Source organism: Streptomyces sp. M92, from assembly GCF_028473745.1.
Lineage (GTDB): Bacteria > Actinomycetota > Actinomycetes > Streptomycetales > Streptomycetaceae > Streptomyces.
On the sequence record NZ_CP101137.1, the window covers coordinates 5,243,855 to 5,269,736 of the forward strand.

General features: G+C 73.5%; 21 protein-coding genes and 1 pseudogene. 10 read left to right on the forward strand and 12 right to left on the reverse strand.

From position 1 onward, the window contains the following. The first annotated feature begins 47 nt into the window (after window positions 1-47). Both M6G08_RS23650 and M6G08_RS23655 read left to right on the forward strand, forming a co-directional pair. On the forward strand, window positions 48-1,106 hold the full coding sequence (locus M6G08_RS23650) for an aldo/keto reductase (RefSeq protein WP_272589171.1): 1,059 nt from the start codon (window positions 48-50) through the stop codon (window positions 1,104-1,106). A 128-nt stretch (window positions 1,107-1,234) separates the two neighbouring features. Then, window positions 1,235-1,636, forward strand: a complete 402-nt coding sequence (locus M6G08_RS23655) for a hypothetical protein (RefSeq protein WP_272589172.1) — start codon at window positions 1,235-1,237, stop codon at window positions 1,634-1,636. 54 nt (window positions 1,637-1,690) lie between these two features. Here M6G08_RS23655 and M6G08_RS23660 read toward each other — a convergent pair whose 3' ends face one another. Beyond that, entirely contained in the window at window positions 1,691-3,229 is a 1,539-nt protein-coding gene (locus M6G08_RS23660; RefSeq protein ID WP_272589173.1) for a CYTH and CHAD domain-containing protein, read from the reverse strand. Window positions 3,230-3,306: 77 nt separating this feature from the next. Further along, on the reverse strand, window positions 3,307-4,404 hold the full coding sequence (locus M6G08_RS23665; RefSeq protein WP_272589174.1) for a M23 family metallopeptidase: 1,098 nt from the start codon (window positions 4,402-4,404) through the stop codon (window positions 3,307-3,309). Window positions 4,405-4,682: 278 nt separating this feature from the next. Between M6G08_RS23665 and M6G08_RS23670 the strand changes: the two genes are divergently transcribed. Further along, complete coding sequence (locus M6G08_RS23670; RefSeq protein WP_272589175.1) at window positions 4,683-6,008, forward strand: MFS transporter; 1,326 nt, start codon at window positions 4,683-4,685, stop codon at window positions 6,006-6,008. A 97-nt stretch (window positions 6,009-6,105) separates the two neighbouring features. Here M6G08_RS23670 and M6G08_RS23675 read toward each other — a convergent pair whose 3' ends face one another. Then, a complete protein-coding gene (locus M6G08_RS23675; RefSeq protein ID WP_073726989.1) occupies window positions 6,106-6,702 on the reverse strand; it encodes a TetR/AcrR family transcriptional regulator in 597 nt (198 codons plus the stop codon). Between the two features lie 163 nt (window positions 6,703-6,865). Here M6G08_RS23675 and M6G08_RS23680 point away from each other — a divergent pair, with 163 nt between their 5' ends. The 4 genes from M6G08_RS23680 to M6G08_RS23695 all read left to right on the forward strand — a co-directional run bounded on the left by M6G08_RS23680 (window position 6,866) and on the right by M6G08_RS23695 (window position 12,658). Next, a complete protein-coding gene (locus M6G08_RS23680) occupies window positions 6,866-8,440 on the forward strand; it encodes a class I adenylate-forming enzyme family protein (RefSeq protein WP_272589176.1) in 1,575 nt (524 codons plus the stop codon). A 174-nt stretch (window positions 8,441-8,614) separates the two neighbouring features. Continuing rightward, window positions 8,615-9,793, forward strand: coding sequence for an acyl-CoA dehydrogenase family protein (locus tag M6G08_RS23685; RefSeq protein ID WP_272589177.1), 1,179 nt, complete (start codon window positions 8,615-8,617; stop codon window positions 9,791-9,793). Between the two features lie 25 nt (window positions 9,794-9,818). Further along, complete coding sequence (locus M6G08_RS23690; protein ID WP_272589178.1) at window positions 9,819-11,690, forward strand: alkyl/aryl-sulfatase; 1,872 nt, start codon at window positions 9,819-9,821, stop codon at window positions 11,688-11,690. A gap of 131 nt (window positions 11,691-11,821) precedes the next feature. Further along, the gene (locus M6G08_RS23695; protein WP_272589179.1) at window positions 11,822-12,658 is read left to right on the forward strand and encodes a nucleotidyltransferase domain-containing protein; all 837 of its coding nucleotides are present in this window, start codon (window positions 11,822-11,824) and stop codon (window positions 12,656-12,658) included. Window positions 12,659-12,674: 16 nt separating this feature from the next. On the opposite strand, the gene M6G08_RS23700 is transcribed toward M6G08_RS23695, so the two are convergent. Further along, a complete protein-coding gene (locus M6G08_RS23700) occupies window positions 12,675-15,296 on the reverse strand; it encodes a SpoIIE family protein phosphatase (RefSeq protein ID WP_272589180.1) in 2,622 nt (873 codons plus the stop codon). A gap of 182 nt (window positions 15,297-15,478) precedes the next feature. Here M6G08_RS23700 and M6G08_RS23705 point away from each other — a divergent pair, with 182 nt between their 5' ends. Next, entirely contained in the window at window positions 15,479-15,700 is a 222-nt protein-coding gene (locus M6G08_RS23705) for a hypothetical protein (protein ID WP_272589181.1), read from the forward strand. 219 nt (window positions 15,701-15,919) lie between these two features. Beyond that, window positions 15,920-17,341, forward strand: coding sequence for a Gfo/Idh/MocA family protein (locus M6G08_RS23710; RefSeq protein ID WP_272589182.1), 1,422 nt, complete (start codon window positions 15,920-15,922; stop codon window positions 17,339-17,341). A gap of 374 nt (window positions 17,342-17,715) precedes the next feature. On the opposite strand, the gene M6G08_RS23715 is transcribed toward M6G08_RS23710, so the two are convergent. Beyond that, a complete protein-coding gene (locus tag M6G08_RS23715; protein WP_272589183.1) occupies window positions 17,716-18,471 on the reverse strand; it encodes a L,D-transpeptidase family protein in 756 nt (251 codons plus the stop codon). Window positions 18,472-18,837: 366 nt separating this feature from the next. Between M6G08_RS23715 and M6G08_RS23720 the strand changes: the two genes are divergently transcribed. Then, window positions 18,838-19,041: a cold-shock protein gene (locus tag M6G08_RS23720; protein ID WP_003978336.1), complete on the forward strand. Its 204-nt coding sequence runs from the start codon at window positions 18,838-18,840 to the stop codon at window positions 19,039-19,041. A gap of 86 nt (window positions 19,042-19,127) precedes the next feature. On the opposite strand, the gene M6G08_RS23725 is transcribed toward M6G08_RS23720, so the two are convergent. The 7 genes and pseudogenes from M6G08_RS23725 to M6G08_RS23755 all read right to left on the reverse strand — a co-directional run bounded on the left by M6G08_RS23725 (window position 19,128) and on the right by M6G08_RS23755 (window position 25,857). Continuing rightward, entirely contained in the window at window positions 19,128-19,961 is an 834-nt protein-coding gene (locus tag M6G08_RS23725) for an alpha/beta fold hydrolase (protein ID WP_272589184.1), read from the reverse strand. A gap of 45 nt (window positions 19,962-20,006) precedes the next feature. Further along, window positions 20,007-20,822 (reverse strand): SAM-dependent methyltransferase, encoded by an 816-nt coding sequence (locus tag M6G08_RS23730; RefSeq protein ID WP_272589185.1) that lies wholly within the window; start codon window positions 20,820-20,822, stop codon window positions 20,007-20,009. An 87-nt stretch (window positions 20,823-20,909) separates the two neighbouring features. After that, entirely contained in the window at window positions 20,910-21,818 is a 909-nt protein-coding gene (locus M6G08_RS23735; RefSeq protein WP_272589186.1) for an SMP-30/gluconolactonase/LRE family protein, read from the reverse strand. A 32-nt stretch (window positions 21,819-21,850) separates the two neighbouring features. Next, window positions 21,851-23,017 (reverse strand): YncE family protein, encoded by a 1,167-nt coding sequence (locus tag M6G08_RS23740; RefSeq protein WP_272589187.1) that lies wholly within the window; start codon window positions 23,015-23,017, stop codon window positions 21,851-21,853. After that, window positions 23,014-23,664 (reverse strand): ankyrin repeat domain-containing protein, encoded by a 651-nt coding sequence (locus M6G08_RS23745; RefSeq protein ID WP_272589188.1) that lies wholly within the window; start codon window positions 23,662-23,664, stop codon window positions 23,014-23,016. The genes M6G08_RS23740 and M6G08_RS23745 overlap by 4 nt, the downstream gene beginning before the upstream one ends. Window positions 23,665-23,816: 152 nt before the next feature. Then, window positions 23,817-24,438, reverse strand: a pseudogene (locus M6G08_RS23750) (maleylpyruvate isomerase N-terminal domain-containing protein). A gap of 327 nt (window positions 24,439-24,765) precedes the next feature. Next, window positions 24,766-25,857: an AI-2E family transporter gene (locus M6G08_RS23755; protein ID WP_272589189.1), complete on the reverse strand. Its 1,092-nt coding sequence runs from the start codon at window positions 25,855-25,857 to the stop codon at window positions 24,766-24,768. Window positions 25,858-25,882 lie beyond the last annotated feature (25 nt).

The window sequence follows — 25,882 nt, forward strand, 5'->3', positions numbered from 1 at the left end:
GGGATGCTCGTCCCGTTAGAGTGACGCGTGACGAAGGGGAGACGGTCATGGAATTCAGGAGACTGGGAGCGTCCGGCCTCATGGTGCCCGAGTTGAGCTTCGGAGCGGGCACCTTCGGCGGCCGGGGCGAGCTGTTCGGCGCCTGGGGCACCACGGACGCCGCGGAGGCCCGCCGGCTGGTGGACATCTGCCTGGAGGCCGGGCTGAACATGTTCGACACCGCCGACGTCTACTCCGGCGGAGCGTCGGAGGAGGTGCTGGGCGCCGCGATCCGGGGCCGGCGCGACCGGGTGATCCTCTCCACCAAGGCCGGGCTGCCCACCGGCGACGGTCCGGCCGACGCGGGCACCTCGCGCACACGCCTGATCACCGCCGTCGACGGGGCCCTGCGCCGCCTCGGCACGGACTACATCGACCTCTTCCAGTTGCACGCCTTCGACGCCGGCACCCCGGTCCAGGAGGTGCTCGCCACCCTCGACGACCTCGTACGGGCCGGCAAGATCCGCTACACCGGGGTCTCCAACTTCAGCGGCTGGCAGCTGATGAAGTCACTGGCCGACGCCGACACGCACGGGCGCCGGCGCTACGCGGCCCACCAGGTCTACTACTCCCTCGTCGGCCGGGACTACGAGTGGGAGCTGATGCCGCTCGGTCTCGACCAGGGCGTCGGTGCCGTGGTCTGGAGCCCGCTCGGCTGGGGCCGGCTCACCGGCCGGATCCGCCGCGGCACCCCGCTCCCGGCCGGCAGCCGGCTGCACGCCACCGCCGACTACGGCCCGCCCGTGCCGGACGAGCTCCTGTTCCGCGTGGTCGACGCCCTGGACGCCGTCGCCGAGGAGACGGGCCGGACCGTGCCGCAGATCGCGATCAACTGGCTGCTGCGCCGCCCGACCGTCTCCTCGGTCATCATCGGCGCCCGCAACGAGGAGCAGCTGCGGCAGAACCTCGGCGCCGTCGGCTGGAGCCTGACCGAGGAGCAGGTGGCCAGGCTCGACGCGGCGAGCGCGCGGACGGCCCCCTACCCGTACTTCCCCTACGAGCGCCAGGAGGGCTTCGCCCGGCTCAACCCCCACCCGGTGCGCCCCGCGGCCCCGTCGAAGGCCTGACCCGTGGTTCCCCGGCGGAGCGGGTCCCCATTGTCAGTGCCGTGCACAACAATGCGGGCAAGCGAGATCAATACCGGCCGGAGCGGGTAGGCGGTCTCGAGTCCCCTGTCCCGGAAAGGCCGCAGCCGATGCCGCTTACCGCCGTTCACGCGCAGACCGCCGACCCACGGGCGACCCGTCGCCGCGGGCCCCGCCCGTGCGGCCCGCTCAGCACCGCCGAGGCCGACGTCCTGCGCATCGTCGCCGACGCGCGCACCCCCGTGTTCGTGACCGTGCGCGAGGGCGGCCGGCGCAGATACAGCTACTGGCGGCCGCTGGACTCGGCCACCGGCCGGGGCGGTTGCTACGCGGCGCTGCCCACCGCCGAGTGCGACAGGCTGTACGCCGCCGGCCGGATAGCCCTGGGCGAGCCGCTGACCGACCCGGCCCGGACCACCCACCGCGTCACCGCCGTACGGGCCGGGGCGACGGCGCCCGCGCCCGCACGCGCGGAGCGGGTCCGGACGCGGCCGCGAGCGCGGGCCGCCTGACCGGACGGAGCGGACGGGAACGGCCGGCCTCCCAGGCGTCGGCCGGGCCCGTCGTCAGGGCGCCAGGGCGGCCCGGAGCGCGGGCTCCGACACCGTACGCCACACCGAAGGCAGCGCCTCCTCCCGCGCCCGGGCCCCCGCCCGCTCCTGGCCGAGCAGCACTCCCCAGGTGAACGCGGTCTCGCCGGCCGCGTGCGCCGCTACCGCCAGTTCCCGCAGCGTCTCCTGGGCGACGACGGAGTCCTGGTGGTCGCCCAGCAGTTGCTGGAGCCCCTTGGCGCGCTTGCCGAGGCGCTTGACGGGCTTGCCGAGCACCGGACGCGCGACCTCCGCGGCGTAACGCAGCTTCTTCGCCTCCTTGCGCGCCTGGTGAAGCGCCGCGTCCCGGTCGGCCCCCGGCGGCAGTTCCAGTGCGTGGTCCACCCGCCCGGCCAGGCGGTCGTACTCCTTGAGCACCGCCCGGGCCATCGTCCGGGCGGGCTTCCCCGCGGCCCCGGCGCGCAGCGGCGGCTGCCGCAGCAGACCCTCCAGCGCGTCCAGGAGACGCAGATAGCGGTCCGAGGCCAGGGCCTCGAGGGTGTGCGTCCTGCCCTCCTCGCCCTCCGACACGTCCCACACCCGCAGCCGGGCGGCGGCGGGACCGAGCACCAGGTCGCCGGGCAGCGCGGCGAGCCCGGCGGTCAGGCGCTCTCGCAGCACGTCCTGGTCCCGCGCCAACCCCAGTTCACCGGCGAGCCACTTCAGTTCCGCGCGCACCGGATCGGTGACCCGCCGGTCCAGCACCGACCGGTAGGAGCGCAGGCAGCTGCGCAGGCGGCGGCAGGTGACCCGCATCCGGTGCACCGCGTCGGGCAGATCGCGCCGGGCGGCCGGGTCCAGGGCCACGAGGGTCGCGACCTGCTCCTCCAGGTACGTCAGCACGTACCGGCCGGGAGACCCGGGAGCCGCCGCGGTGGCGTACCCGGGGCGCCGCGCACCCTCCGCCGCGGCTCCGGTGTCCCGCAGTGCCCGGACGAACTTCGAAGGGCTGTCCGCCCGGTTGATCCCCTTCTTGCGGAACTTCCTCTCCACGGTGTCGAACAGCCCGGCCCCCACCCCGTCGGCGAGTTCGGCCTCCACCTCCTGCCACTCGGCACGGCCGCCGCCGGGCAGCAGCGAGTTGGCGCGCACCTCGTCCAGGCTCAGCTCCGCCAGCACCGCGCCCTGGGCGTCCCGCAGGTGCCGCACGGAACGGGTCGACCGGATCCGCATCACCGGACGCAGGGGAGCGCCGCGGGTGCGGGACAGGAGCAACGCGCGCAGCGCGTCCGGCACCTCGTCCGACAGCGGTGCCCGCATCTCCTCCCGCGTGTCCCCGGCGAGCGGCAGCTTCAGGTGCCAGCCGGCGTCCGGCCCGCCCGTGCGCCGGCGCAACGTCGCCGAGGAGCCGGCCAGCCGCAGGTCGGCGGTGTCGTGGTACACCGCGTCCAACTCCTCGGGCCCCGACGCGGTGACCGAGGCCACGGGCCCGGCACCGGTGAGGTCCGGCAGCCCGCCGAGGCCTGAGGAGGACGGCTCGTACTTTCGCTCTGTCTCGCGCTTCGACTCGGTCATGCTCTGACCCTGGACGGTATCCGGCGGATCAAACGCGCCCGGCGTGCCGGGTGCGGCGACACGGCACCGGACCGGTTCTAGCCTCCGGGGGCCAGCCAGGGGCGCGGGTCGGTGTAGTAGCCGTCGAGGACCACCTCGAAGTGCAGGTGGGGGCCGGTGGACAAGCCGGTCGAGCCCACCCGGCCGATGGTCGTCCCGGCTTCCACGGACCGGCCCACGGCGGCCTCCAGGGACGACAGGTGACTGTAGGTCGTCTCCAGCCGCTTGCCCTCGATGGTCCCGTGGTCGATCACCACGCGGTTGCCGTACGCCGTGGTCGGCGCGGCGAACACGACGCGGCCCGGCCTCGCGGCGGCGACCGCCGTCCCCTGGGGCGCGGCGAAGTCCACACCGGTGTGCAGTTTGGTCACGCCGGTCAGCGGGTGCTCCCGCGAGCCGTACGGCGAGGTGATGGTGAGCGGACTCACCGGGGCGGCGAGGAGCGCTCCGGCCGCCCGGCCCGCGCCGCCGGCGGAGTCGGCCCGGTCGAGCGCCTGGTAGCGCGGGACCAGCGCCTCCACCTCGGCGAGGTAGGCCGCGGCCGCCGACGGGACGCGCCCCGCCTGCGTCACCGCGTCCGTTCCCTCCGCGTACGCGGCCAGGGTCAGGTCGACGAGGTCCCCGTTGACCCTGCCCTCGGTGCGCAGCTCCGTCACCTTCTCGGCCAGGGCGCAGTCCTGCCGGCCGAGTGCCATGATCGCGTCCGCCGGATCACGGGGGGACGGGTCTCCGTTGCCGTCGTCGTCCCCGCCCCAGGTCCGCCACTCGCTGTCGGTGAAGGCGGCGATGCCCTTCTGGCCCGAGAGCTCGTCCGTGTCGTCGCTCCAGCCGGAGAGCTGGTCGATCTGCGCGGCGAGTACCGACGGTTCCAGGACCGTGCAGGCCGAGGCCGCCTTGCGCAGCCAGGGAATGTAGGACGGGTCGATGTCGACCGCCGCCTGCTCCGCCTTCGCGTCCTGGGGCCACGGCGTCGGCAGGCCGCCCGTCAACGCCAGGAACGCGGCGACGCCGGTGACGGTCACCAGGCCCGGGAGCACCAGCAGGGTGAAGGGCCCCGGACCGCGGCGCCTGCGCCTCGGCGCCGGCTCCTGCCGTCCTTGCTGCCCGGGATGTTCTTCCGGTCGTTCGTCGTTCACCCGGCCGCCCGCCGGGACGTGATGCTCACGGACGGAGGGTAACGCCCGGTTCCGGCGGACCACACGGGACGCCGAGGCACGAAGCGATGCCCGAACGGGCAGAGCCGGCCAAGCCGTACGGCCGCCTCCGCCCGTACGAAGGCCCACTCCTGACCGTTGACCCCACGGAAGACGCGAACTACCTTGCCGGACTAGACGAAGGTTAATGGACAGAGCGTCCATTATCTCGCGCTCATCAACTCGTCCGTCGACTTGTCCGGTAGCCACCTGGAGCCGCTGTGGTCGTTCGCCCCCTCCCGTCCCGACGTCCCCCGGCCCCGCGGCCCCCGGACCCGACCGCGTACGACCGGCGCCGCGCCTGGCTGATCCTCGTGATGGTCGTCGTCTTCATGATGATCAACTACGCGGACAAGTCCGTGCTCGGCCTCGCCGCGGTGCCGCTCATGGACGAACTCGGCATCGACGAGAGCACCTACGGGCTGATCTCCAGCTCGTTCTACGTGCTGTTCAGCGTCTCGGGGCTGGTCGTCGGGCTGCTGTCGGCCCGCTGGTCGACGCGCACCATGCTCCTGGTGATGGCGGCGCTGTGGGCGGTGGCCCAGCTGCCGGCGTTGGTGGCGACCGTCCCGGCCCTCGTCGTGGGGCGGCTGATGCTGGGCGCCGCGGAGGGGCCCGCCGCGTCGATGTCCATGCACACCCTCTACGGCTGGTTCCCGCCGGGGCGGCGCGGGATGCCCTCGGCCCTGCAGATCGGCGGCGCGGCCCTGGGCACCGCCGTCGCGGCTCCGGTGCTGACCTGGTTCATCGTGCACCTGGGCTGGCGTTCGGCCTTCGTCGCGCTGGCGCTGACCAGCGCCGCGTGGTGCCTGGCCTGGTACGCCGTAGGCAAGGACGGCCCGTACGCCGGTGCCGCGGGGGAGGCCGCACCCGAGCGGGACGCCTCCCGGCCCGCGGCCCGGACGCCCGCGCCTTTGCTGTCCCGGCTGCTGCTCAGCGGCACCGTCGTGGGCAGCGTCCTCTCCGCCTTCGGGTCCCACTGGGCGCTCGCGATCTCCAGTGCCTGGCTGCCGGTCTACCTGCAGACCCAGCTCGACCTGGCCGCGTCGACCGCGTCGGTCGCCCTCAGCGCGGTCTCGGTGCTCAGCCTGCTCCTGCTGCTGACCGTCCCGGCCCTCGTCGACCGGCGCAAGCGGCGCGGCCGGGCCGGCCCCGCCGCCGACGGGCTCGCCCAGGGGGCGGCGGTCCTGGTGTCCGGCGCGGCGCTCGCCCTGCTGCCGTTCGCCGAGCAGCGCGCGGCGCAACTGGTGCTGGTGGCCGTGGCGTTCGCCGCCCACGCGGTGGCGATCCCCCTGCACTACGTGACCACGGCGGCCGTCGTCCCCGCGACCCGGCGCGGCGCCGTCTTCGGCGTGGTCGCGGCGACCGGCACACTGCCGGGCATGTTCGTGCCCTACCTCACCGGCCGCCTGGTGGGCGGCGCGGCCTCCGAGGCGACCGGCTACTCGATCGCCTTCCTGCTGTCCGCGGCCGTGATGGCCGTGTGCGGCACGGTCGCGATGCTCGCCATCCGCCCGGACCGCGACGCCCGCGCCCTCGGCGGGTGAGGCCTGTCCGGCAGTCCCCGTCGTCGCCCGAGGGGCGGCAGACGGGAACTGCCGGACAGGCCCTGGGGCCGGGCGGGCGGGGGCGGGCGGTCCGCCGTCACTCGGGCCGGTCGAACCCGGTGGCCCAGTACCGGCCGTGCAGCGCGAAGTCGAGCAGCATGCGCACGACCTCCTCGGCCGGCAGCGGCGGGGTCTCGTGCTCCACCCACCACTGGAGCACCGACACCTGCTCACCGACCCAGACCCGGGCCAGGAGTTCGGCGTCGATCCGCGGTTTGACGTCGTTGCGCTCGGAGCGGCCGCGGAACTCCTCGGCGGCGACGCGGGCGCACGCCTCGGTGAACATCCGCAGCGGCTTGCCGTCCCCCTCGCCCCGCAGCACGATCCGGTACAGGTCGCGCTCCTGCCGGGCGTGCCGCAGCATCTCCAGCACCGGCCTGCCGGTGAAGCCGACCGCGGTCTCCGCCATCGCCGGGCGCAGCCGTTCGTCGAGTTCGTCGAGCAGGTCCCGGGTGACCCGGGCGAACAACTCGTCCTTGTCCCGGAAATGGCTGTAGAAGGTCGCCCGCGCCACGTCCGCGCGCTGGGTGATGTCCTCGACGCTCAGCGCCGTGAAGCCCCGTTCCAGGACGAGTCCGACCAGGGCGTCGCGCAGCGCCCTGCGCGTCTTGCGAATGCGTCGGTCCTCGGCCATCCCCGTCGTCCGTCTCCCTGTCCGGTGTCCCGTCCCTCTCGGCCCGGCGGTCCGCGTCCGCCCGAGCGGCAGTCAGTCTACGTACTCTTGACAGCTCAAGCGTTACCGAACAACCTGTCTGGAAACATTCATCGAGTTCATGTTCTCGTATGGGAGTCCGTCGTTGAACCTCGGCAACTACCTGACCCGCAGCGCCCGCCACTGGCCCGAACACCCCGCGCTGGTCTGCGGCGACCGCACCTGGACCTACGCCCGCCTCGAGGAGCGCGCGAACCGGCTGGCCTCCGCGCTCGTCCGGCGCGGACTCGGCCCCGACGACGCCGTGGCCTCTCTGGCCTGGAACCGCGGTGAACTGGTGGAGGTGGAGTTCGCGCTGTACAAGGCCGGGCTGATCCGGGTGCCGGTCAACGCCAGGCTCGGCCGCGCGGAGATCGAGCACATCCTGCGCGACGCCCCCGTACGCGTCCTCGTCTTCGACGAGGCCCACCGCGAGGACGCCCTGGCGGCCGTGGCGGCGGCGGGCACCGACTGCCTCCCCGTGGCGCTCGACGCCTCCGCGTCCGACGACGGGGCGCGCGGCACCTCCCTGTCGTACGACGGCCTGATCGCCGAGGGCGGCACCGAGACCGTGGCCGTGGAGACCGCCGAGGACGCGCCCGCCGTCCTCAACTTCACCTCGGGATCCACCGGTTCGCTCAAGGCGGCGGTGCAGACCTTCGGCAACCGGCTCGCCAACATGCGCAAGACCCTCATGAACGACGAGTCGCGCCCCCGTCCCGACACCCGCTACCTCGCCTGCGGTCCGATCACCCACGCCACGGGCATGGTGCTGCTCGCCGGCGTCTTCGGCGGCTCCACCACCCATGTGCTGCCCGGCTGGAGCGCCGAGGCGTTCCTGGACACCGTCGAGCGCGAGCGCATCACCGCCACGTTCCTGGTGCCCGCGATGCTCAACGCCGTACTGGCCCATCCCGGCGCCGCCGGCCGCGACCTGTCCAGTCTCACCAGCGTCCGTGTCGGCGGGGCACCCGTCTCGCCGCAGCGACTGCGCGACGCCGTCGCCCTGTTCGGCCCCGTGGTCGCCCAGGGGTACGGCCTGGCCGAGACCACCAGCGTGGTGGCCGGCATGTCCGGCGCCGACATCGCCCGCGCCGTCACCGACGACCCCGAGCTGCTCCAGTCCTGCGGACGGGCCGCCTACGACACCGAGGTCCGGGTGGTCGACGAGCACGGCAGCCAGCTCCCGCCCCGCGAGGTCGGCGAGATCATCGTGCGCGGACCCGACTGCGTCCGCCGCTACTGGCAGGCACCCGAACTCTCCGCCCAGACCTTCCGCGACGGCTGGGTGCACACCGGCGACCTCGCCTGGATGCGCGAGGACGGCTACCTGTTCCTCGTGGACCGCAAGAAGGACATGATCATCTCCGGCGGCTTCAACATCTACAGCACCGAGGTCGAGACCGTGCTGTACGAGCACCCCGCCGTACAGGAGGCCTGCGTGATCGGCGTCCCGGACGAGAAGTGGGGCGAGGCGGTCAAGGCCGTCGTCGTCACCCGCCCCGGCACCCCGGTCACCGCCGAGGAACTGGCCGACTTCTGCGCCGAGCGGCTGGACCGCTTCAAGAAACCGCGCTCCGTCGACTTCGTCGGCATACTCCCGCACAACCGCAACGGCAAGCTCGACCGCAAGGCCGTCCGCGAACCGTACTGGACGCACGCCACTCGCCGCGTGCACTGAACCGTGCCGAGCCCCCGACACCCGCCGCCCCGCACCGAGCCCCCGACACCCGCCGCCCCGCACCGAGCTCCCGCGAACCCGGCGCCCAGCACCGAGCCGCCGCGAACCCGGCGCCCAGCACCGAGCCGCCGCGAAGCCACCGCCCCGCACCGAACTCCCCGGAGACCCGCCCCCATGACCTTCTCCTTCCGCCCCGTCCCCGACGACCCGCGCCTGGCCGACCTGGTCGAGCGACTGCGCGGCTACCTGGACGGCGAACTCGCCCAGTACGAACACGACAACGGCATCACCCACACCTCCCGCCTCACCCGCGCCGACCTGGAACCGGTCTGGAAACGCTGCCGCGAACTCGGCTTCTACGGCATCCACCTCCCCGAGGCGTACGGCGGCCAGGGCCTGACGTACACCGAACTCGCGGTGCTCAAGGAGGAGATCGCCGCCTCCGGACGGGTCCTCGGGCACAGCGTCCTCGGTGACATGGGCGGCCCGCTGCGCGCCGGCGACATCCTCCGCCACGCCACCGAGCACCAGCTCGGCACCTACCTGCTGCCGCTGGTGCGCGGTGAACGCGCCTGCTGCTTCTCCCTCACCGAGGCGGACGCCGGCTCCGACGTGCGGGCCATGCGCACCACCGCCGTGAGGGACGGCGACGGCTACCGGCTCACCGGCCACAAGGTGTTCAGCTCCGCCGGCCCCTTCGCCGACTTCGCCATCGTGGTCGCGCGCATGGCCGGCACGGAGGAGGAGTCCTACTCCGCCTTCCTGCTCGACCTCGACAGCCCCGGCTGCCGGGTCACCGACGGCGCCACCCCCATGTCCGGGGAACACATCGAAAGCGACATCGTCCTCGACGACTGCCGCGTCCCCGCCGCCAACCTCCTCGGCGAGGAGGGCAAGGGGCTGCGCATCGCGCTGGGCCGCGTCACCGTCAACCGCCTCCTGCACTGTCCCTCGGCCATCGGCGCCGCCCGCCGCGCGCTCCACCTCACCCGCGACCGTGCCCTCACCCGCACGGTGAACGGCAGGCCCCTGCTCGCCCTCCAGGCCATCCAGCACAAGCTCGCCGACATGGCCGCCGGCCTCTACGCGGCCCGCTCCATGACCTACACCGCGCTGGCCGCCCTCGACCGGGGCGAGGACGTGCGCACCGAGGCGTTCATGTGCAAGCTCTTCGTCGCCGAGTCGGCCTTCCGGCTGCTCGACGAGGCGGTGCAGATCCACGGCAAGGACGGACTGACCCAGGGCCACGAGATCGAGTACCTGTTCCGCAAGATGCGCATGTTCCGGGTGCTGACCGGCACGTCGGAGATCCAGCGCAACGGCATCGCCAAGGGTCTCGCCACCCTCGCCTGACCGCCCCCCCAACCGAGGAATCACCATGCCCGCCACCCCCTCCGCCCACCTCCCCGACGGCCACCGGGACATCGCCGACGCCGACCGGGGCTTCATCGCCCGGCTCAGCCCCGGTGTGGTGCGCGACGCCGAGGGCCGCACCGTCTGGGACGCCGACGCCTACGCGTTCCTGGACGACGACTGCCCGCCCACCGCGCACCCGTCCCTGTGGCGGCAGAGCCGCCTGACCGCCAAGCAGGGCCTGTACGAGGTGGTGCCGGGCGTCTACCAGGTCCGCGGCCTGGACCTGTCCAACGTCACCTTCGTAGAGGGCGACCGCGGCGTCCTCGTCATCGATCCGCTGATCAGTGCCGAGGTGGCCGCCGCCGCACTCGCCCTCTACCGGGAGCACCGCGGCGACCGCCCCGTCACCGGTGTCCTCTACACCCACTCGCACGTCGACCACTTCGGCGGCGTCCACGGCGTCGCCGACCCCGAGGACGCCTCCGCCGGACGGCTCCCGGTCATCGCACCCGCCGGCTTCCTCGTACACGCCGCCGGCGAGAACGTCATCACCGGCCCCGCCATGGCACGCCGCTCCGTCTACATGTACGGCGCCGCCCTGCCCAAGGGACCCGCGGGGCAGATCGGCTGCGGCCTCGGCCAGACCACGTCCCTGGGCAGCGTCGGCCTCATCGCACCCAACCTCGACGTCCGCACCACCGGCCAGAGCGAGACCGTGGACGGCATCCGCATGGTCTTCCAGCTCACCCCGGGCACCGAGGCCCCGGCGGAGATGAACGTCCACTTCCCCGGCCTGCGGCTGCTGTGCGTGGCGGAGAACGCCTGCCACACCCTGCACAACGTCCTCACCCTGCGCGGCGCCCTGGTCCGCGACCCCAGCGCCTGGGCCCGCTACCTCACCGAGACCCTGCGCCTGTTCGCCGACACCACCGACGTGGTCTTCGCCTCCCACCACTGGCCCACCTGGGGCCAGGAGCGCGCCCTGCGGTTCCTGGAGGAACAGCGCGACGCCTACGCCTACCTGCACGACCAGTGCGTACGCCTCATCAACGCCGGACACACCGGCGCCGAGATCGCCGAGGAACTGCGCTTCCCGCCCGCGCTGGAACAACGCACCCACATCGGCGGCCACTACGGCTCCCTCAACCACAACGCCAAGGCCGTCTACCAGCGCTACATGGGCTGGTTCGACGGCAACCCGGCACACCTGTGGCAGCACCCGCCCCGCGAAGCCGCCGTCCGCTACACCGAGTTCATGGGCGGCGCCGACGCCGTGGTCGCCAAGGCACGTCTCTCCTACGACCGCGGGGACCTGCGCTGGGTCGCCGAGGTGCTCAACCACGTCGTCTTCGCCGAACCCGAACACGCCGAGGCCCGCGCCCTCCAGGCCGACACCCTAGAACGCCTCGGCCACGGCTCAGAGTGCGGCCCCTGGCGCAACTTCTACCTCACCGGCGCCGCCGAACTGCGCGGCGGAGTCCTCGGCGCCCCGGGCCGCGGCGGGTCCGGCATGGTCGCCGCGCTGACCGCGGAGCAGATCTTCCAGTCCATGGCCGTACGGATCGACGGCCCGCGCGCCGCCGAGGCCGGACGCCTCCTCCTGCGCTGGGAGATCACCGACGGCACCCCGGACGCCCCCGCCGAGGTCTGGACGCTGCTGCTCTCCAACGGCGCCCTCACCCCGATGCCCGGCGACGCCCCGCGCGGCGAGAAGCCGCACCTCACCCTGCGTCTGACCCGCGCGACGCTCGACGCCGTGGTCGGCCGCGCGACCACCTTCCCCGACGCCGTCGCGGCCGGTCGGATCGTCCCGGACGGCGACCTCACGGCGCTCATCACCCTGGGCGGCCTCATGCAACGCCCCGATCACCGCTTCCCGATCGTCACCCCCTGACCCACCGGCAACGCGTAGACTCCCCGCCATGGGCGTCTCCTGAACCGACCGCACGGTCCGCAGCCATCCGCCCCGCACACGCCGGGCGTCGATCCAACGCGCCCGCGCGCTCACTCAGGAGACAGCCACCCATGTCCCTTCGCTCCGCCTCTCCCGCTTTGGACGACCGCATCGCCCGCCTGCGCCGGCTCGCCGAGTCGGAACCCCGGCTCGAAGGCGTCCTCCTCTACGGCTCCTGGACGGTCGGCGAGGCCGACGCCCACTCCGACATCGAGGCGTATCTGTACGTCGAGGACGAGCACCTCGACGACTTCGACGCCCGGGCGTTCCTCGAGAAGCTCGCCCCGCTTGAGCTGGCGTACACCAACATGTACGGCATCCTCGCCGTCGTCTTCGACGACCTGATGCGCGGCGAGTTCCACATCACGCCCGCCGGTGAGGGCATCGAGGAGGTCCCGGCCTGGGAGGGCATGGTCCATCTGCCCCGACCCGAGGCAGCCGTCCTCCTGGACCGCACCGGCCGCCTCACCCGGGCCGCCCGCCGCCTGGCCGCGTTCCGCCCGCCGGAGCCGGCCGGCACCGCCCAGCAGCTCTGCGACGAACTGGCCAACTGGACGCTGATGCTGGCCCACGTCCTGGCCCGGGGCGAAGTGGCCCGCGCCCACAGCCTGTTGCACTCGGTCGTCGCACCGCTGCAGCTCAAGTTGTGCCGGCTCCTGCGCGACTCCACCGCCCACTGGCTGACCCCCAGCCGGGCCCTGGAGCAGGACCTGCCCGCCGCCGACACCGACCGCTACATCGCCACCACCACCGCCGCCCGGGAGGCAGAGGTGCGCACGGCGGCCCGGAGCGGCTGGCAGTGGAGCCGGGAGCTGAGCGCCGAAGCCGCCGGCCGCTGGTCCGTCCGGGTGCCCGAGGAGCTGCACGAGCGGATCGCCGGCCTGCTGTCAGGACACCGTACGGACTGACGCCCGGCAGACGCGGTCACGAGGGGCGGACGGCGAGGAGGGCGATGTCGTCGCCGTTGTCGGCCCCCAGACCGATCATCAGCTCGTCGCAGAACGTGTCGAGCGGCTCGCGCGCCAGGTCGGCGGTGTGCCGCCGCAGCCGGCCCAGGGCCTCGTCGAGCGGCTCGTCCCGGCGCTCGACGAGGCCGTCCGTGTACAGCAGGAGCGTCGAGCCGGCCGGCAGCACGTGACGGGCCGTGCGGCGCGGCAGTTCGGGGTCCATGCCCAGGAGCAGGCCCGCTCCCTCGTCCAGGTAGCGGGTCTCGCCCCCGGCCGTGGTCAGCAGCGGCGGCAGATGGCCGGCGGACGAGTGCCGGAACTCCCAGCGGCCCGGCGCCCGGCCCCTGAGCAGGCCGTAGACGCAGGTGGCGGTGGCCTCCCGGTGGAGACTGTGATTCGCCAGGTCCAGCCGGCGCAGGACTTCCTCGGGAGGCTCCTCACGGTCCACCGCGATGCCGCGCAGCATGCTGCGCAACTGGCTCATGGCGATGGCCGCGTCGAGGTCGTGCCCCGTGACGTCGCCGATGACCACGGCGGTGTCCCCGCCGGGTACGACGAAACTGTCGTACCAGTCCCCGCCGACCTGCGCGGTGGTCGACGACGCGGCGTAGCGTGCGGCCAGCTCCAGCCCCTCCACCCGCGGCAGCACCGGCAGCAGGGAGCGCTGCAGCCGCTCGGCGATGGAGCGGGTGTCCTGGTACAGACGGGCGTTGTCGACCCCCAGCGCGAGACTGTGCACCAGGTCGTCCACGAGGGCCAGGTCCTCCTCGGCGAACGGCCGTCCGCCGGACGCGCGGGCGAGGGTGAGGGCACCGAAGATCTTCCGACGGGCCCGCAGCGGGGCGACGACGGCGCTGCCCGCCCCCAGCGAGTGGAACAGTTCGCGGTAGTTCCGGTCCAGCGCGCTGTCCGCTTGGCCCGGTGGCGGTACGTCGGTGAGCAGCAGCGGCCCCGCGCCGCGCAGCACCCGGGCGAGCGGGCCGCGTGCCTCCTCCGAGACGGCCGGGAGCCTGCCCTCGTACGCGGCGGGGCGCAGGGCTCGGGGGTCGCGGTGGACGACACAGACCCGCTCGACCTGGGCGTGCTCGGTGAACAGGTCCAGCACGCACCAGTCGGCCAGCCACCGCGTCAGCAACCGACCGGCGCGCTGCAGACCCTCGTCCAGGTCCAGGGCGTCGCTGAGCTGGGCGCCCAGGTCGGCCAGGAGGGAGAGCCCTTCCAGCGCCGGCACGGGGCCTTCGTCACCGTCCGCCCCCGCGTCGTCCGGCCGGGCGGGGGCCGGAAAGTCTCCGCCGGGCGTCCGGACGGGTTCCCGGACGCCGCCGAGAGAACTCGGCCCGTCCAGGGCCGCGGTGGCCCGCGGGGCGAGCTGGGCGACGAACACGGTGCGGCCGTCGGCCGTCTCCTGCGTCTGGATGAACAGCCGTACCGGAACCACACCGCCGTCACGGTGCCGGGCCGGGAGCGGCACGGAGCGGCCCACGATGCGGGTGCGGCCCGTCAGCAGCATCGAGCTGAACGCCGCCGTGTGCCGACCGCGCAGATGCTCGGGAATGAGCGTGGTGAGACGGCGTCCCACGAGGTCGTCCGGTACCCAGCCCAGCAGGTCCGCCGCCGACCCGTTCGCCGCGATGATCCGGTTGCCGTCGTCGGCCGCGATGGTCGGGATCCGGCTGGTCCGCACCTGATCGGGCTCCCACGGGACCAGCTCGGCGGAGCTGACCTCCGGAACGTGGGGCATCACGGTCCACGCGGTGGGCCGCCCCCCGTCCAACTGGTCGGCGATCTGGTCGAAGAACCAGTCCTGGAACGCCCGGCAGCGCGGCATGGCGGGCAGCGTGAGCAGCCTCTCCTCCCGCGCGGCCGCGTCGGCCAGGGCCAGGGTGCGGCGCAGCGCCCGCACGTCGGCCGCCGCGTCGGCCGGCAGCGGCAGCAGCAGGGAGCGCAGGCCGGATTCGGCGAGCGGCTCTCCGGGCGAGGCCGTCACACAGGCGCTGATCACGTTGTTGACGTCGACGGCGGCGTCGAGGTCCTCGGGCGGCACGCCCGCGGGGCCCTCGCCGGACGCCAGGAGGGTCAGCTCCCGCAGGACGGCGTGCCGGTACTGCCGGCACGTCGACTCGAGGGCGCCCGGTACGTCGACGAGCGTCACCGTCCGTTCCCCGGGGCAGGGCGCCAGGCCGGTCTCCCAGCCGGACGAGGGCGGGGGCGGCCCGTCCGGCCACAGCTCGAACCACACCGTCTTGCCGTCATCGCCGACGTCGACCCCGTACCGGGACGCCAACTGCTCCACCAGGGCCAGCCCCTGCCCGGTGCCCGCGTACGGCGGGCAGTCCTGCGGCACCAGGCCGCGGCCGGGCCGCCGGTCGCCGACGCGTACCCGCACCCGGCCGTCGAGGCGGGCCACCGTCACCTCCGCGTCGGTGCGCGCGTGCAGCACCGCGTTGGTGACCAGTTCGCTGACCAGGAGCTGCGCAGTGTCCACCAGGTCCGAGGTGGTTCCGTCCAGCGCCGCCCGCACGAACCCGCGGGCCGCCGCCACGCTCACCGGCCCGCCCGGGAATCGTCGTGACACCGTCGCCGGATCGAGGGAACCCATGTCCTCAGTGTGTGCCCGTTACGGCCCGCCGCGCAGCGCGCCGTACCGGCGGGCCGCGACCTCGGGCCGCCGTCGTCCGCCGGTCGGGTGACCGGCCGGGGCGGGAGCCGTGATCACGGTGCCGGCGCGGTGCTGGTAGCGTCGCGTGGTCGCGGCGGGCGGAGCGAGGGAGGTGGCGGCGCGTGACAGAGCGGCAGGACCGTGAGTGGGTGGCGATGACACCCGGCGACTTCGACCGGGACGCGCCACTCGTCCTCAACGTGGGCACCGGGCCCGCCACCGTCCCCGCCGAGCCGGACGAGTACGGCACCGCACCCCTGTTCGGTGAAACGGCGCCCGTACGGTCCGCCCCGCGCCGCGGCCGGCGAGGGCGGCCCGCCCCCGCCCAGGAACGCCTGTTCTGACCGCCGCGGCCGGGGATCGGTCCGGAGTCACGGCGCGCGGACCGCGTACGCGTCGCGGGCGGACGCTTCAGCCGTGCGCGGCGACGCCCGGTGCGTGGAAGTGCTCGGAACGGCTTTGTATCGAGCATGTATTGACATGTAACGGTCGAGGCCGCAGAGTCATGCCCCGAAAGCGTGCCCCCACCGTGATGCCGACCGCCCACGAGGAGTGTTGCCGTCATGTCCGAAACGCCCGCTGTCTCACGCCGACTCCTCCTGGGCGGTGCCGTCGCCACCGGCGCGCTCGCGGCCGGGATGACCGCGTCGGCCCCGTCCGCGGCGGCTGCCGAGCCCGCCCCCCGCCGCAGGCACGGTCAGAAGTCGATGATCGGCGTGCCGTTCGACGTCCACGGAACCGTCCGGGTCGCCGTCGTCGGCCTCGGCAACCGGGGCGGAGGCATGATCACGGGCTGGGCGGCCGTACCCGGCTGCACCGTGACCGCCGTCTGCGACATCCGTGCCGACCGCGCCAGGCGCGCCGCCGACCGCCTGGAGAGCAAGGGCCGCCCCCGGCCCGCCGAGTACGGCGGCTCCGCCGACTCCTACGCCCGGATGCTCAGGCGCGACGACATCGACCTCGTCTACATCGCCACGCCGTGGGAGTTCCACTACGAGCAGGGCAGGGCCGCGCTGCTCAGTGGCCGGCACGCCGTGGTGGAACTCCCCGTCGCGACGGAACTGCGCGAGCTGTGGGACCTGGTCGACACCTCGGAGCGCACCCGCAGGCACCTGCTGCTCTCCGAGAACTGCAGCTACGGCCGCAACGAACTGGCCATGCTCAAGGCCGCGCACGACGGCCTGTTCGGCGACCTCACCAACGGCCACGGCGGCTACCTGCACGACCTGCGGGAACTTCTGTTCTCCGACACCTACTACACCGACTCCTGGCGCCGCCTGTGGCACACCCGCAGCACCGCGTCCTTCTACCCCATGCACGGGCTGGCGCCCATCGCGGCCGCCATGGACGTCAACCGCGGCGACCGCATGGCCACCCTGAGCGCCACCTCGACCGCCCCGAAGGGCCTGGCAGACTACCGCGCACGCTTCGTCCCGAGGGACCACCCGTCCTGGAAGGAGGAGTACGTCAACGGCGACCTGGTCACCTGCATGATCGAGACGGCGAGGGGCAGGACGATCCGCGCCGAGCACGACGTCAGCTCGCCCCGGCCCTACAGCCGGATCAACACCCTCGCGGGAAGCCGGGGCATCGTCGAGGACTACGCCGGGCCCGCCCCGACCGGCGCCCGGATCTACGTCGAACCGGACCACAGCGGCCACACCTGGCGCGACTTCGAGGGCTACCGCAAGGAGTACGACCACTGGCTCTGGCAGAAGGTCGGCGACGACGCGGCCAACAACGGCGGCCACGGCGGCATGGACTACGTGCTGCAGTGGCGCATCGTCCAGTCGATGCGGGCGGGCCTGGTACCGGACATCGACGTGTACGACTCCGCCGCCTGGTGCTCGCCCGTCCCGCTGAGCGTGAAGTCGCTGGCCAGGGGCGGACGCCCGGTTGAGATCCCCGACTTCACCCGGGGCGCCTGGCGTGAGCGCAGGCCCGGCCTCGACTCGGCCCCCACCGACATGCCGCCCGTCGGCTGAACCGGACGGACCAGTTCCAGGCCACGGCTCCCTCCGGGCAGCCGTGGCCGGGAGGCCGCACGGCCGTCGCACACGAAGCGGGCCGGGCCGGGCCGGCCCGCAGCAGCGTCCGGGCGTCGAGCCGCACGCCCCGGCCCCGCACGGCGCCCTGACTGACCGACAGCCCCGGCCCGACGGCCCGCCCGCGCCCCACGAGACCCCGCTCGTGCGGGAAGTACCCCACCGCGGACCCGTCCTGCCGCGGCACCGCCACCCCGGCCCCCGGCCTCACCGCCCCCACGGCCGCGGTGAACGCGGGGTCCATGAGGATTCGCAGGTGCTCCACGAGCCGGTAACGGATGTCCGACGCGGGTGGACACCCGCCGTGGGGCGCCCTACCGCGCCAGGACCGGCTCCGGCCCCATCACGACGACCGGCTCCTTGTCCGGGTCCAGGGAGGTGAGCAGTGCGCGCATGTGCTCCTCGCTCAGGGACACGCAGGCGTTGGTCGGCCCGTCGTGGTCCACGTGGATCCAGACGCCGCCGCCCTTGTCCTCACCCAGCGGGCGGGTCTTGTCCAGCGGGGTGGTGCCGGGCACCCGGTTGTAGTCGATGGCGATCACGTAGTCGAACGAACCCTCCAGCGGCTCTCCGAGATGCCCCGTGCCCGACACCGCGAACTGCGGGTCCTGGTCGTAGGGGAGCCGGGTCCCCGGGTCGGGCAGTCTGCCCCCGGCGTCGCTCAGCCGGAACACGCCGACGGGTGTGTGCAGGTCGCCCGCCTCGTGGTCGTCGGTCCAGCCGCGCAGTCCGTTGTGCGCGGGCCAGGGACCGGCGACGGCACGCCAGCCCTGCGCGGGGTACCGCTCGTACAGGACCGCCCGGGCCCGGTTCGAACTCTCCGTCGCACCGGTGACGACCAGCGCCTGCCGGGTGGCGTCGGGCAGCCTGGCGCGCATGGCCGGCCCGACCCCGGGCAGGGGCCTGGGGAAGGCGCGCGGGGGACCGGCCTGCGGGGACACGGACGTGACGGGCGGCTGCGAGTCCCGGGACGAGGCCTCCTCCGACGGCTGCTGGGCGCACCCGGTCCCCAGTACGCCGGTGCACACGACGGCGCCGATCACCAGGGCCAGCGCTCTTGTGACGGTCATAACGATCTCCGACTCCGTTGGTGGACTACTCATTGCTTCTCCACTAACGGATCCGGGTTGTGCGGCCGCCTCGCCGTCTCCCCCGTATGGCCGAGGAGGCGACCGCGCGGCCGCCCGCCGAAAGCCCCGGCGGCACCGGGCCGTCGTGCCGCCGAGGCCGGCCGGAACGCAACATCGTTCCCGCTCGGACCCCTTACTCACTGGTGGGGCTCGGACATGCCGTGTAGCGTCAGCAGCAGATGTCGTGGTTCGCCCAGACCGCCCGCGCCGGAGTGCGGGCGGTTTGCTGTGCAATGCCGGAGGACCAGGACGACCACCTCCGGGTTCGCACGGTGCGGATCCGATATCGGCTGAAAGGCAAAAGGCATGGCCAGCGGAACCGTCAAGTGGTTCAACTCCGAAAAGGGCTTCGGCTTCATCGCGCAGGACGGCGGGGGCCCCGACGTCTTCGCGCACTACTCCAACATCAACGCCCAGGGCTACCGCGAGCTGCAGGAAGGCCAGGCCGTCACCTTCGACATCACCCAGGGCCAGAAGGGCCCGCAGGCGGAGAACATCACCCCCGCCTGACCGGGAGACCGCCGAAATGAGCACGGTGCCCGGGAGCCGCTCGGCTCCCGGGCACCGTGCCGTTGCCGCAGGCCCTCGCACCACCGTCAGGCAAGCCGCCGCAGGAAGGCGAGCAGCGCGGCGGTGAGTTCGGCGGGCGCGTCCTCCTGCACGAGGTGGCCCGCGCCGGCGATCGGCTCCAGGCGGGCACCGGGTACGGCCGCCGCGAGCTCGCGTCCCTTCGCCACCGGGATCCAGGCGTCGTCCTCGCCCCAGCAGACCAGCGTCGGTACCCCGATGGTCGCGTACCGGTCCTGGATCTCGTCGGTGTGCCGCTGATCGGCCTGGGCGATCTGCCGGTAGAAGGCCGACTGGCCCGGTTCGCCGAGCCACGGCCCCACCAGCCGCTCCAGTACCGCCGGGTGCAGGCCCGCACTGCTGGCGGAACCCACGTACTCGGCGACCAGAGCCCGGTGGAGCGACGGCGGCAGCGCCTCGAACACCTCGGCGTGGTCGCGGACCAGCCGGAAGAACGGCGACCCCCAGGGAGCCAGCGCGACCGGATCGACCAGGGCCAGAGCCCGGTAGCGGGCCCCGTGCAGCAGATGGGCGCGCAGCGCCACCGCGCCCCCGAAGTCGTGGGCGACCACGACCGGCTCCGCCAGACCCCAGTGGTCCAGCAGTTCGGTGAAGACCCGGCCCTGGGCGGCCAGGGACACGTCCTGGCCCGGGAACTTCTCCGACGTCCCGTAGCCCGGCATGTCCCAGACGAACACCTCGTGGTCCCGCGCCAGCGAACGGGCCACCGCGCGCCAGACGTAGGAGGAGAACGGCGTGCCGTGCAGCAGCACCAGCGGCTGCCGGCCCGCCTCACCCAGCCGGTTCCAGCGGACGGCCCCCGTACTGCCGGCGAACGTCTCGGGCAGCTCCCACGTGGACATGTGCTTGCCTTCCTCTCCGGGCTGGATGTTCTCGCCGGCCGGCGCTCAGGGCTTGCGGGCCAGACCGCCGTGCTCGCCGATGGGCTCCGGCGCGGGGGAGGCGGCGTCCGGACGCCACAGGGGGACGGAGACGACCCCGGGCTCCACCAGCTCCAGCCCGTCGAAGTACGCCGTGATCTCGTCCACGGTGCGCAGGTTGTACGGCACCGCGCCGCTCTCGTTGTACGCGTCCTGGGCCTGTTCGAACCCCGGATCGATGCCCCGGGAGCCGTCGTTGACGGAGAGGTAGCTGCCGGAGGGCAGTGCGTCCATCAGCCGGGTGACGACGGAACGCGCCCGGTCGTAGTCGGCGATGTGCCCCAGGATGTTGCTGAGGATGAGGGCGACCGGCCGTTCGAAGTCCAGCGTCCCGGCGGCGTCCCGCAGGACGCTGTCCGGGTCGAGCACGTCGGAGTCGATGTACGCGGTCGCTCCCTCGGGGGTGGAGTAGAGCAGCGCGCGGGCGTGCGCGAGGACCATCGGATCGTTGTCCACGTAGACGATCCGGGACTCGGGGGCGATGCGCTGGGCGACCTCGTGGGTGTTGTCGGCGGTCGGCAGGCCGGTGCCGATGTCGAGGAACTGACGGACACCGGCCTCGGCGACCAGGTACGTGATGTTGCGGCGCAGGAAGGCGCGGCTGCTGCGGGCGATGGTGACGATGCCGGGGAAGACGGCCGTGTACGCGTCGCCGGCCTCCTCGTCGACCGGGTAGTTGTCCTTCCCGCCCAGCCAGTAGTTCCAGATCCGGGCCGAGTGCGGCACCGAGGTGTCGATCCTCTGGTGCGCTGCGGGTCCGGGGGTCGTCACGGGGTCGCTCATGGGTACGGTCCGTCTTTCAGCCGAGTCATGGGTGCTTCGTCACAACCTACGCCGCAACTGCCCTCGCCCGCACACCGGTTCGCCTGCTCAGACGCGCGGCGCGCCCGTCACGGACATCACCAGCGAGTACAGACGGGTGGTGGCCGTGATGAACAGCCGGTTGTTCCTGGGACCGCCGAAGGCGATGTTGGACACCGGCTCGGGCACCCGCAGCCGTCCGATCAGGGTGCCGTCCGGGTCGTAGCAGTGGACACCGTCGGCGAGGGCGGCGGCCCACAGTCGGCCCGCGTCGTCGAAGCGGATGTTGTCGAAGTGCACGTCGCCGCGGGCCTCGGCGAAGACCTTGCCGCCCGACAGCGTGCCGTCCTCCCGGACGTCGAACACGTGGATCCGGGCGGCCCGGGAGTCCGAGACGTACAGCCGCTTCTCGTCGGGGGAGAGGATCACGCCGTTGGGGCCGTCGAAGCCGTCGGCGGCCAGCCTCACCCGACCTGACACCGGGTCGATCCGGTAGACGTTGCACGCGCCGATCTCCGACTCGGCGCGGTGCCCCTCGTAGTCGCTGAGGATGCCGAAGTCCGGGTCGGAGAACCAGATCGTGCCGTCCGAGCGCACCACGGAGTCGTTCGGGCTGTTGAGCCGCTTGCCGTCGTAGCGGTCGGCGAGGACGGTCACGGTCCCGTCGGCCTCGGTGCGGGTGACCCTGCGGTTGCCCTGCTCACAGGTGACCAGGCGGCCCCACCGGTCCAGGGTGTTGCCGTTGCTGTGGCCGGCCGGGGAGCGGAAGACGCCGACCGTGCCGGTGGCCTCGTCCCAGCGCAGGATGCGGTCGTTGGGGATGTCGCTCCACACGAGCTGACGCCAGGCCGGCACGTACAGTGGGCCCTCGGCCCAGCGGCAGCCGTCGTGCAGGACCTCCAGCCTGCTGTCGCCGCTCGCGCAGCGCCCGGTGCGGAAGCGGTCGTCCAGGATCTCGTACAGGCCGTCGGCGGACATGGTGCCCTCTCAGCGAGATGATCAGGATGGGCTCAACGTATCCCCGGCAGCACGGCGATGCCCAGAGGCCGTTCACCGACCGGCAGCCGTGTCACCCGGCCCGTGGCGGTGTCGACCACGCTCAGACCGTTCCAGTAGCCGGCACGGGTGAAGCCGCCGGAGACGTAGGCGGTGCGGCCGTCCGCCGAGGGGACGACACTCTCGTGCGGGCCGTCCAGCGGGATCACCCGCTCGTCGCCGCCGGGCGTCCGTACCGTCAGGGACGGACCGTCGTCCTCGGACGGATCGATCGGACCGGTCCCCACGACGTACAGCGTCCCGTCGGCACCGGCCGCCACGCCGTGCTGGTGCGTGTTGGCCGTCATGTCCTCGACGCGCACCCGTCCGGTGCGCGGATCGACCACGGCGAGGCGCTCGCCCTCGAACGGCAGCAGCAGGGCCCCGTCCGAGGGGCGTACGGCGGTGTAGTGCGGCTTGAGCCACGAACCGAGGCCGCCCTCGGTGCCGTACGGGGCGACCTCGATGCCGCGGGTCGTCCAGGCGCCGGTGTCGACGACGGTGACGTCGAAGGAGTCGTGGTTGGTGGCGTAGACGTGCCGCCCGTCGCGGGAGACGTCGACGTCGAAGGGCCGGCGCCCCACCGGCACGGTCCGCGTCACCTTCCGCCGTTCGGCGTCGATGACCTCCAGGGTGCCGTTGCCGCCGGGCACGTTGACGCCGACGTAGACCCGGCTGCCGTCCGGGGACAGGGCGATGCCCATGCCGCCGCCCCGGTACTCGCCGGTCGTCACGGGACCGGCGTCGGTCGTGTAGGGGATCAGGTCGGTGCGCTCGCGGGTGCGGGTGTCCACGACGGCGACGCCCTGTGCCGTCGCGACCCATGCCGTGCCGTCGTCGTCGACGGCGAGACCGTAGGGAGCCGTCCCCACCCGCACCGACCCCAGGCCGGCCGCCGCGCCCCGCCGGCCGGGGTCGACGAAAGTGACGGTGTCGGCGCCGAAGTCCGTCACCAGCAGCATGCCCTCGTGCGTGGTGGCCGTGTCCGTGCCGGGGGCCGGAGTGCGGGAGGGGGTCGTGGCGGCGGGCGGGGCGGACCCCGGCCCACCGGCCTCCGTGCCGCCGCCGGACGCGCATCCGGCCAGCGTCGCGGTCACGGCGGCCAGCACGGCGAGGCGCGGAGCGAGAAGGCGCCGGTTCACCGCTGTCCGCCCTTGCGGTGGGCGTCGGCGCCGTCCGCTTCGGCGCGCCGCAGCAGGTCCGCGATCGTGCGGAATCCCCTGCGTTCGGCGTGGGCCCGGGCCGTGACGCCGTCGCCGTCCGGCAGCAGGGGGTCGGCGCCCGCCGCGAGCAGTGCCTCCACCACCTCCTGGTGCCGACGCCCGCCGTCGCCGAGGACGACCGCCTCCAGGAGCGCGGTCCAGCCGAGCCGGTTGACGTGGTCGACGTCGGTCGCCGTCTCGGCGAGCACGGCCCGCACATAGGCCACGTGACCGCGTTCGCTCGCCGGGATCACCGACACTCCGCCGAAGCGGTTGGTCAGCGTCACGTCCGGGGCGCCGGGCAGCAGCGCCCGCATCATCGCGACGCTGCCCGTGACCCCGGTGACCAGCCACGCGCTGTCCTCGCGGGCGTCCTGCGCGTTGACGTCGGCGCCCCGGGCGACCAGCAGCTCCGCGACCGGCACCCGGTCGGCCAGCGCGGCCCGCAGCAGTGCCGTACGGCCCTCCTCGTCGCGTGCCTCCACGTCGGCGCCCGCCAGGAGCGCCGCCCGGACGGCATCGGTGTCCCCGCGGTGCGCGGCGGCGAGCAGGGCGAGGTCGGCTGGAGCGGCTGATGAGTTCGTCATGGGGAGGGAGCTCCGGAGTTTCGGGTGCTGGTGGCCCCAGCCTCCACCCCGCGGGCGGCGGAGCCGGTCGGCACACCGGTTCCTTCCGGTTCGCGGGACGGATGACGGGCATGTCATCCGATCGGACGACCCGTCCGGGCGCCGGGTGCTGGTCAGCCGACCGGGAAGGGCAGCCGCGCGGCCGTCCGGCCCGGTGCGGCCCGCTCCGCGCCGGTCGGTGTGGTCGCCGAACGAGGGCGGGAACGCCACCTGGGCGATCCGCTCCAGCATCTCCCGCGACCGGGCCAGCCCCCCCGCCTCGCCGGTCCCGGCACGTCCGGCAGGTGCGCGACCAGGTCGAGGTGGTGCAATGTCCCCTCCAGGACGTACGCGCCGAGGTGGTCGCCCGCGGTGAGCATCTCGTCGCGCGTACCGACCCGCCCCGCGGGGTCCGCGAGGGCGGCGGCCCGGCCGGCGGCGGAACCGACGTCGTCCAGTTGGAACTTGAGGGGCCAGGGCTCCCGGTACGCGGCGGCCAGCCGGACGATGAGCGCGTCGAGCGGGTCGTCACCGGTCGGGACGGCGACGACGTCCCAGTACGTCACCGCGTCCCGCGTCGGTTCCGCGGTGGCGGGTGGCCAGCGTGATCAGGACGTCCTGGGCGTCGACGACCAGGTGGCGCACCAGGTCCCGGACGAGCCAGCCGGCGCAGCCGGACGGCCGCGCGTAGTCCTCGTCACGCAGCCCGGCGACCGCGGCGCGCAACGCCGACCAGGAGCGCGAGAAGAGAGCCACGGCCGCAAGCCGGCAGCAAGCGGCCGTGCGACGGGGACGGTTCACGGACCCGGCCGGAGAGCGGGAGGGCGGACTCGTCCGGAGAGCAGGCACGGACCGGCCCGGAGAACCAGCAGGGTCCCGGGCCACGGACCCGGGTGCGGGGGAGGGGGCGCGGCCTTCAGCCGTGTGCCCGGGTCATGGGGTCGGTTCAGGGGTTGGGGCTGTGGGGCTGGCCCGGGGAGCCGGGTTGAGGGGCCGGTCCAGGCGCCGGGGGCCACGGACCCGTCCCAGGAACCCGCGCCACGGGACCGGCCCGGCAGCCGCCGCCGCCCGCGCCGTCCGCCCTCAGGCGTCCGCCGGCGCCGGTTGCTCAGGCGGGTCGACGAGCTGCTCGCGGACGTAGTTCCACACCACCGCGATCAGCGCGGCGACCGGCACGGCGAGCAGGCTGCCCACGATGCCGGCCAGGCTGCCGCCCAGCGTCACCGCCAGCAGGATCACCGCGGCGTGCAGCCCGAGGCCGCGGCTCTGGATGATGGGCTGGAACACGTTGCCCTCCAGCTGCTGCACCACGACGATGATCGCCAGCACGATCAGCGCGTCGGTCAGGCCGTTCGACACCAGGGCGATGAGGACGGCCACGAAGCCGGCGAACAGCGCGCCCACGATGGGCACGAACGCGGACACGAACGTCAGCACCGCGAGCGGCAGCACCAGGGGCACATCCAGGATCCACAGCCCGAGGCCGATGAAGACCGCGTCGAGCAGGCCCACCAGCGCCTGCGAGCGGACGAACGAGCCCAAGGTCTCCCAGCTGCGCAGGGCGACGGCCGGGACGTCCGCGGCGAGGCGACCGGGCAGCTGGCGGCCGAGCCACGGCAGGAAACGCGGCCCGTCCTTGAGGAAGAAGAACATCAGGAAGACGCCCAGGACGGCGGTGATGAGACCGTTGACCACCGTGCCCACCCCGGTGGCCACCGCGGTGACCACGCTGTCGACGCTGTCCTGGACGCGGGCCAGCGCCGTGTCGAGCGCCCCGGTGATCTGGGCGTCGTCGATGTTCAGCGGCGGACCCGCGGCCCACTCGCGCAGCCGATCGATGCCCTGAACCACGCCCTCGGTCAACTCGTCGGTCTGGGAGGACATCGGCACCGCGATCAGCGCCACGACACCCGCCACGACCAGCAGGAACCCCACGGTCACCACGGAGGCGGCGAGTGCCGGAGGCCAGCCGTGCCGCCGCAGGAAGCGGGCCGCGGGCCAGGTCAGCGTGGTCAGGAGCAGACCGACTATCAGCGGCCACACGACCGGCCACATGCGGCCGAGGAGCCACAGGGCCACCGCGAGCATGGCGAGTATCAGCAGCAACTCGGCAGAGACACGCGCGGTGGTGCGCACCGCGGCGCGCGTCCTCGCGGAACTCAATCTGGGAGACATGGGGATCACCTTATGGTGACGCCCG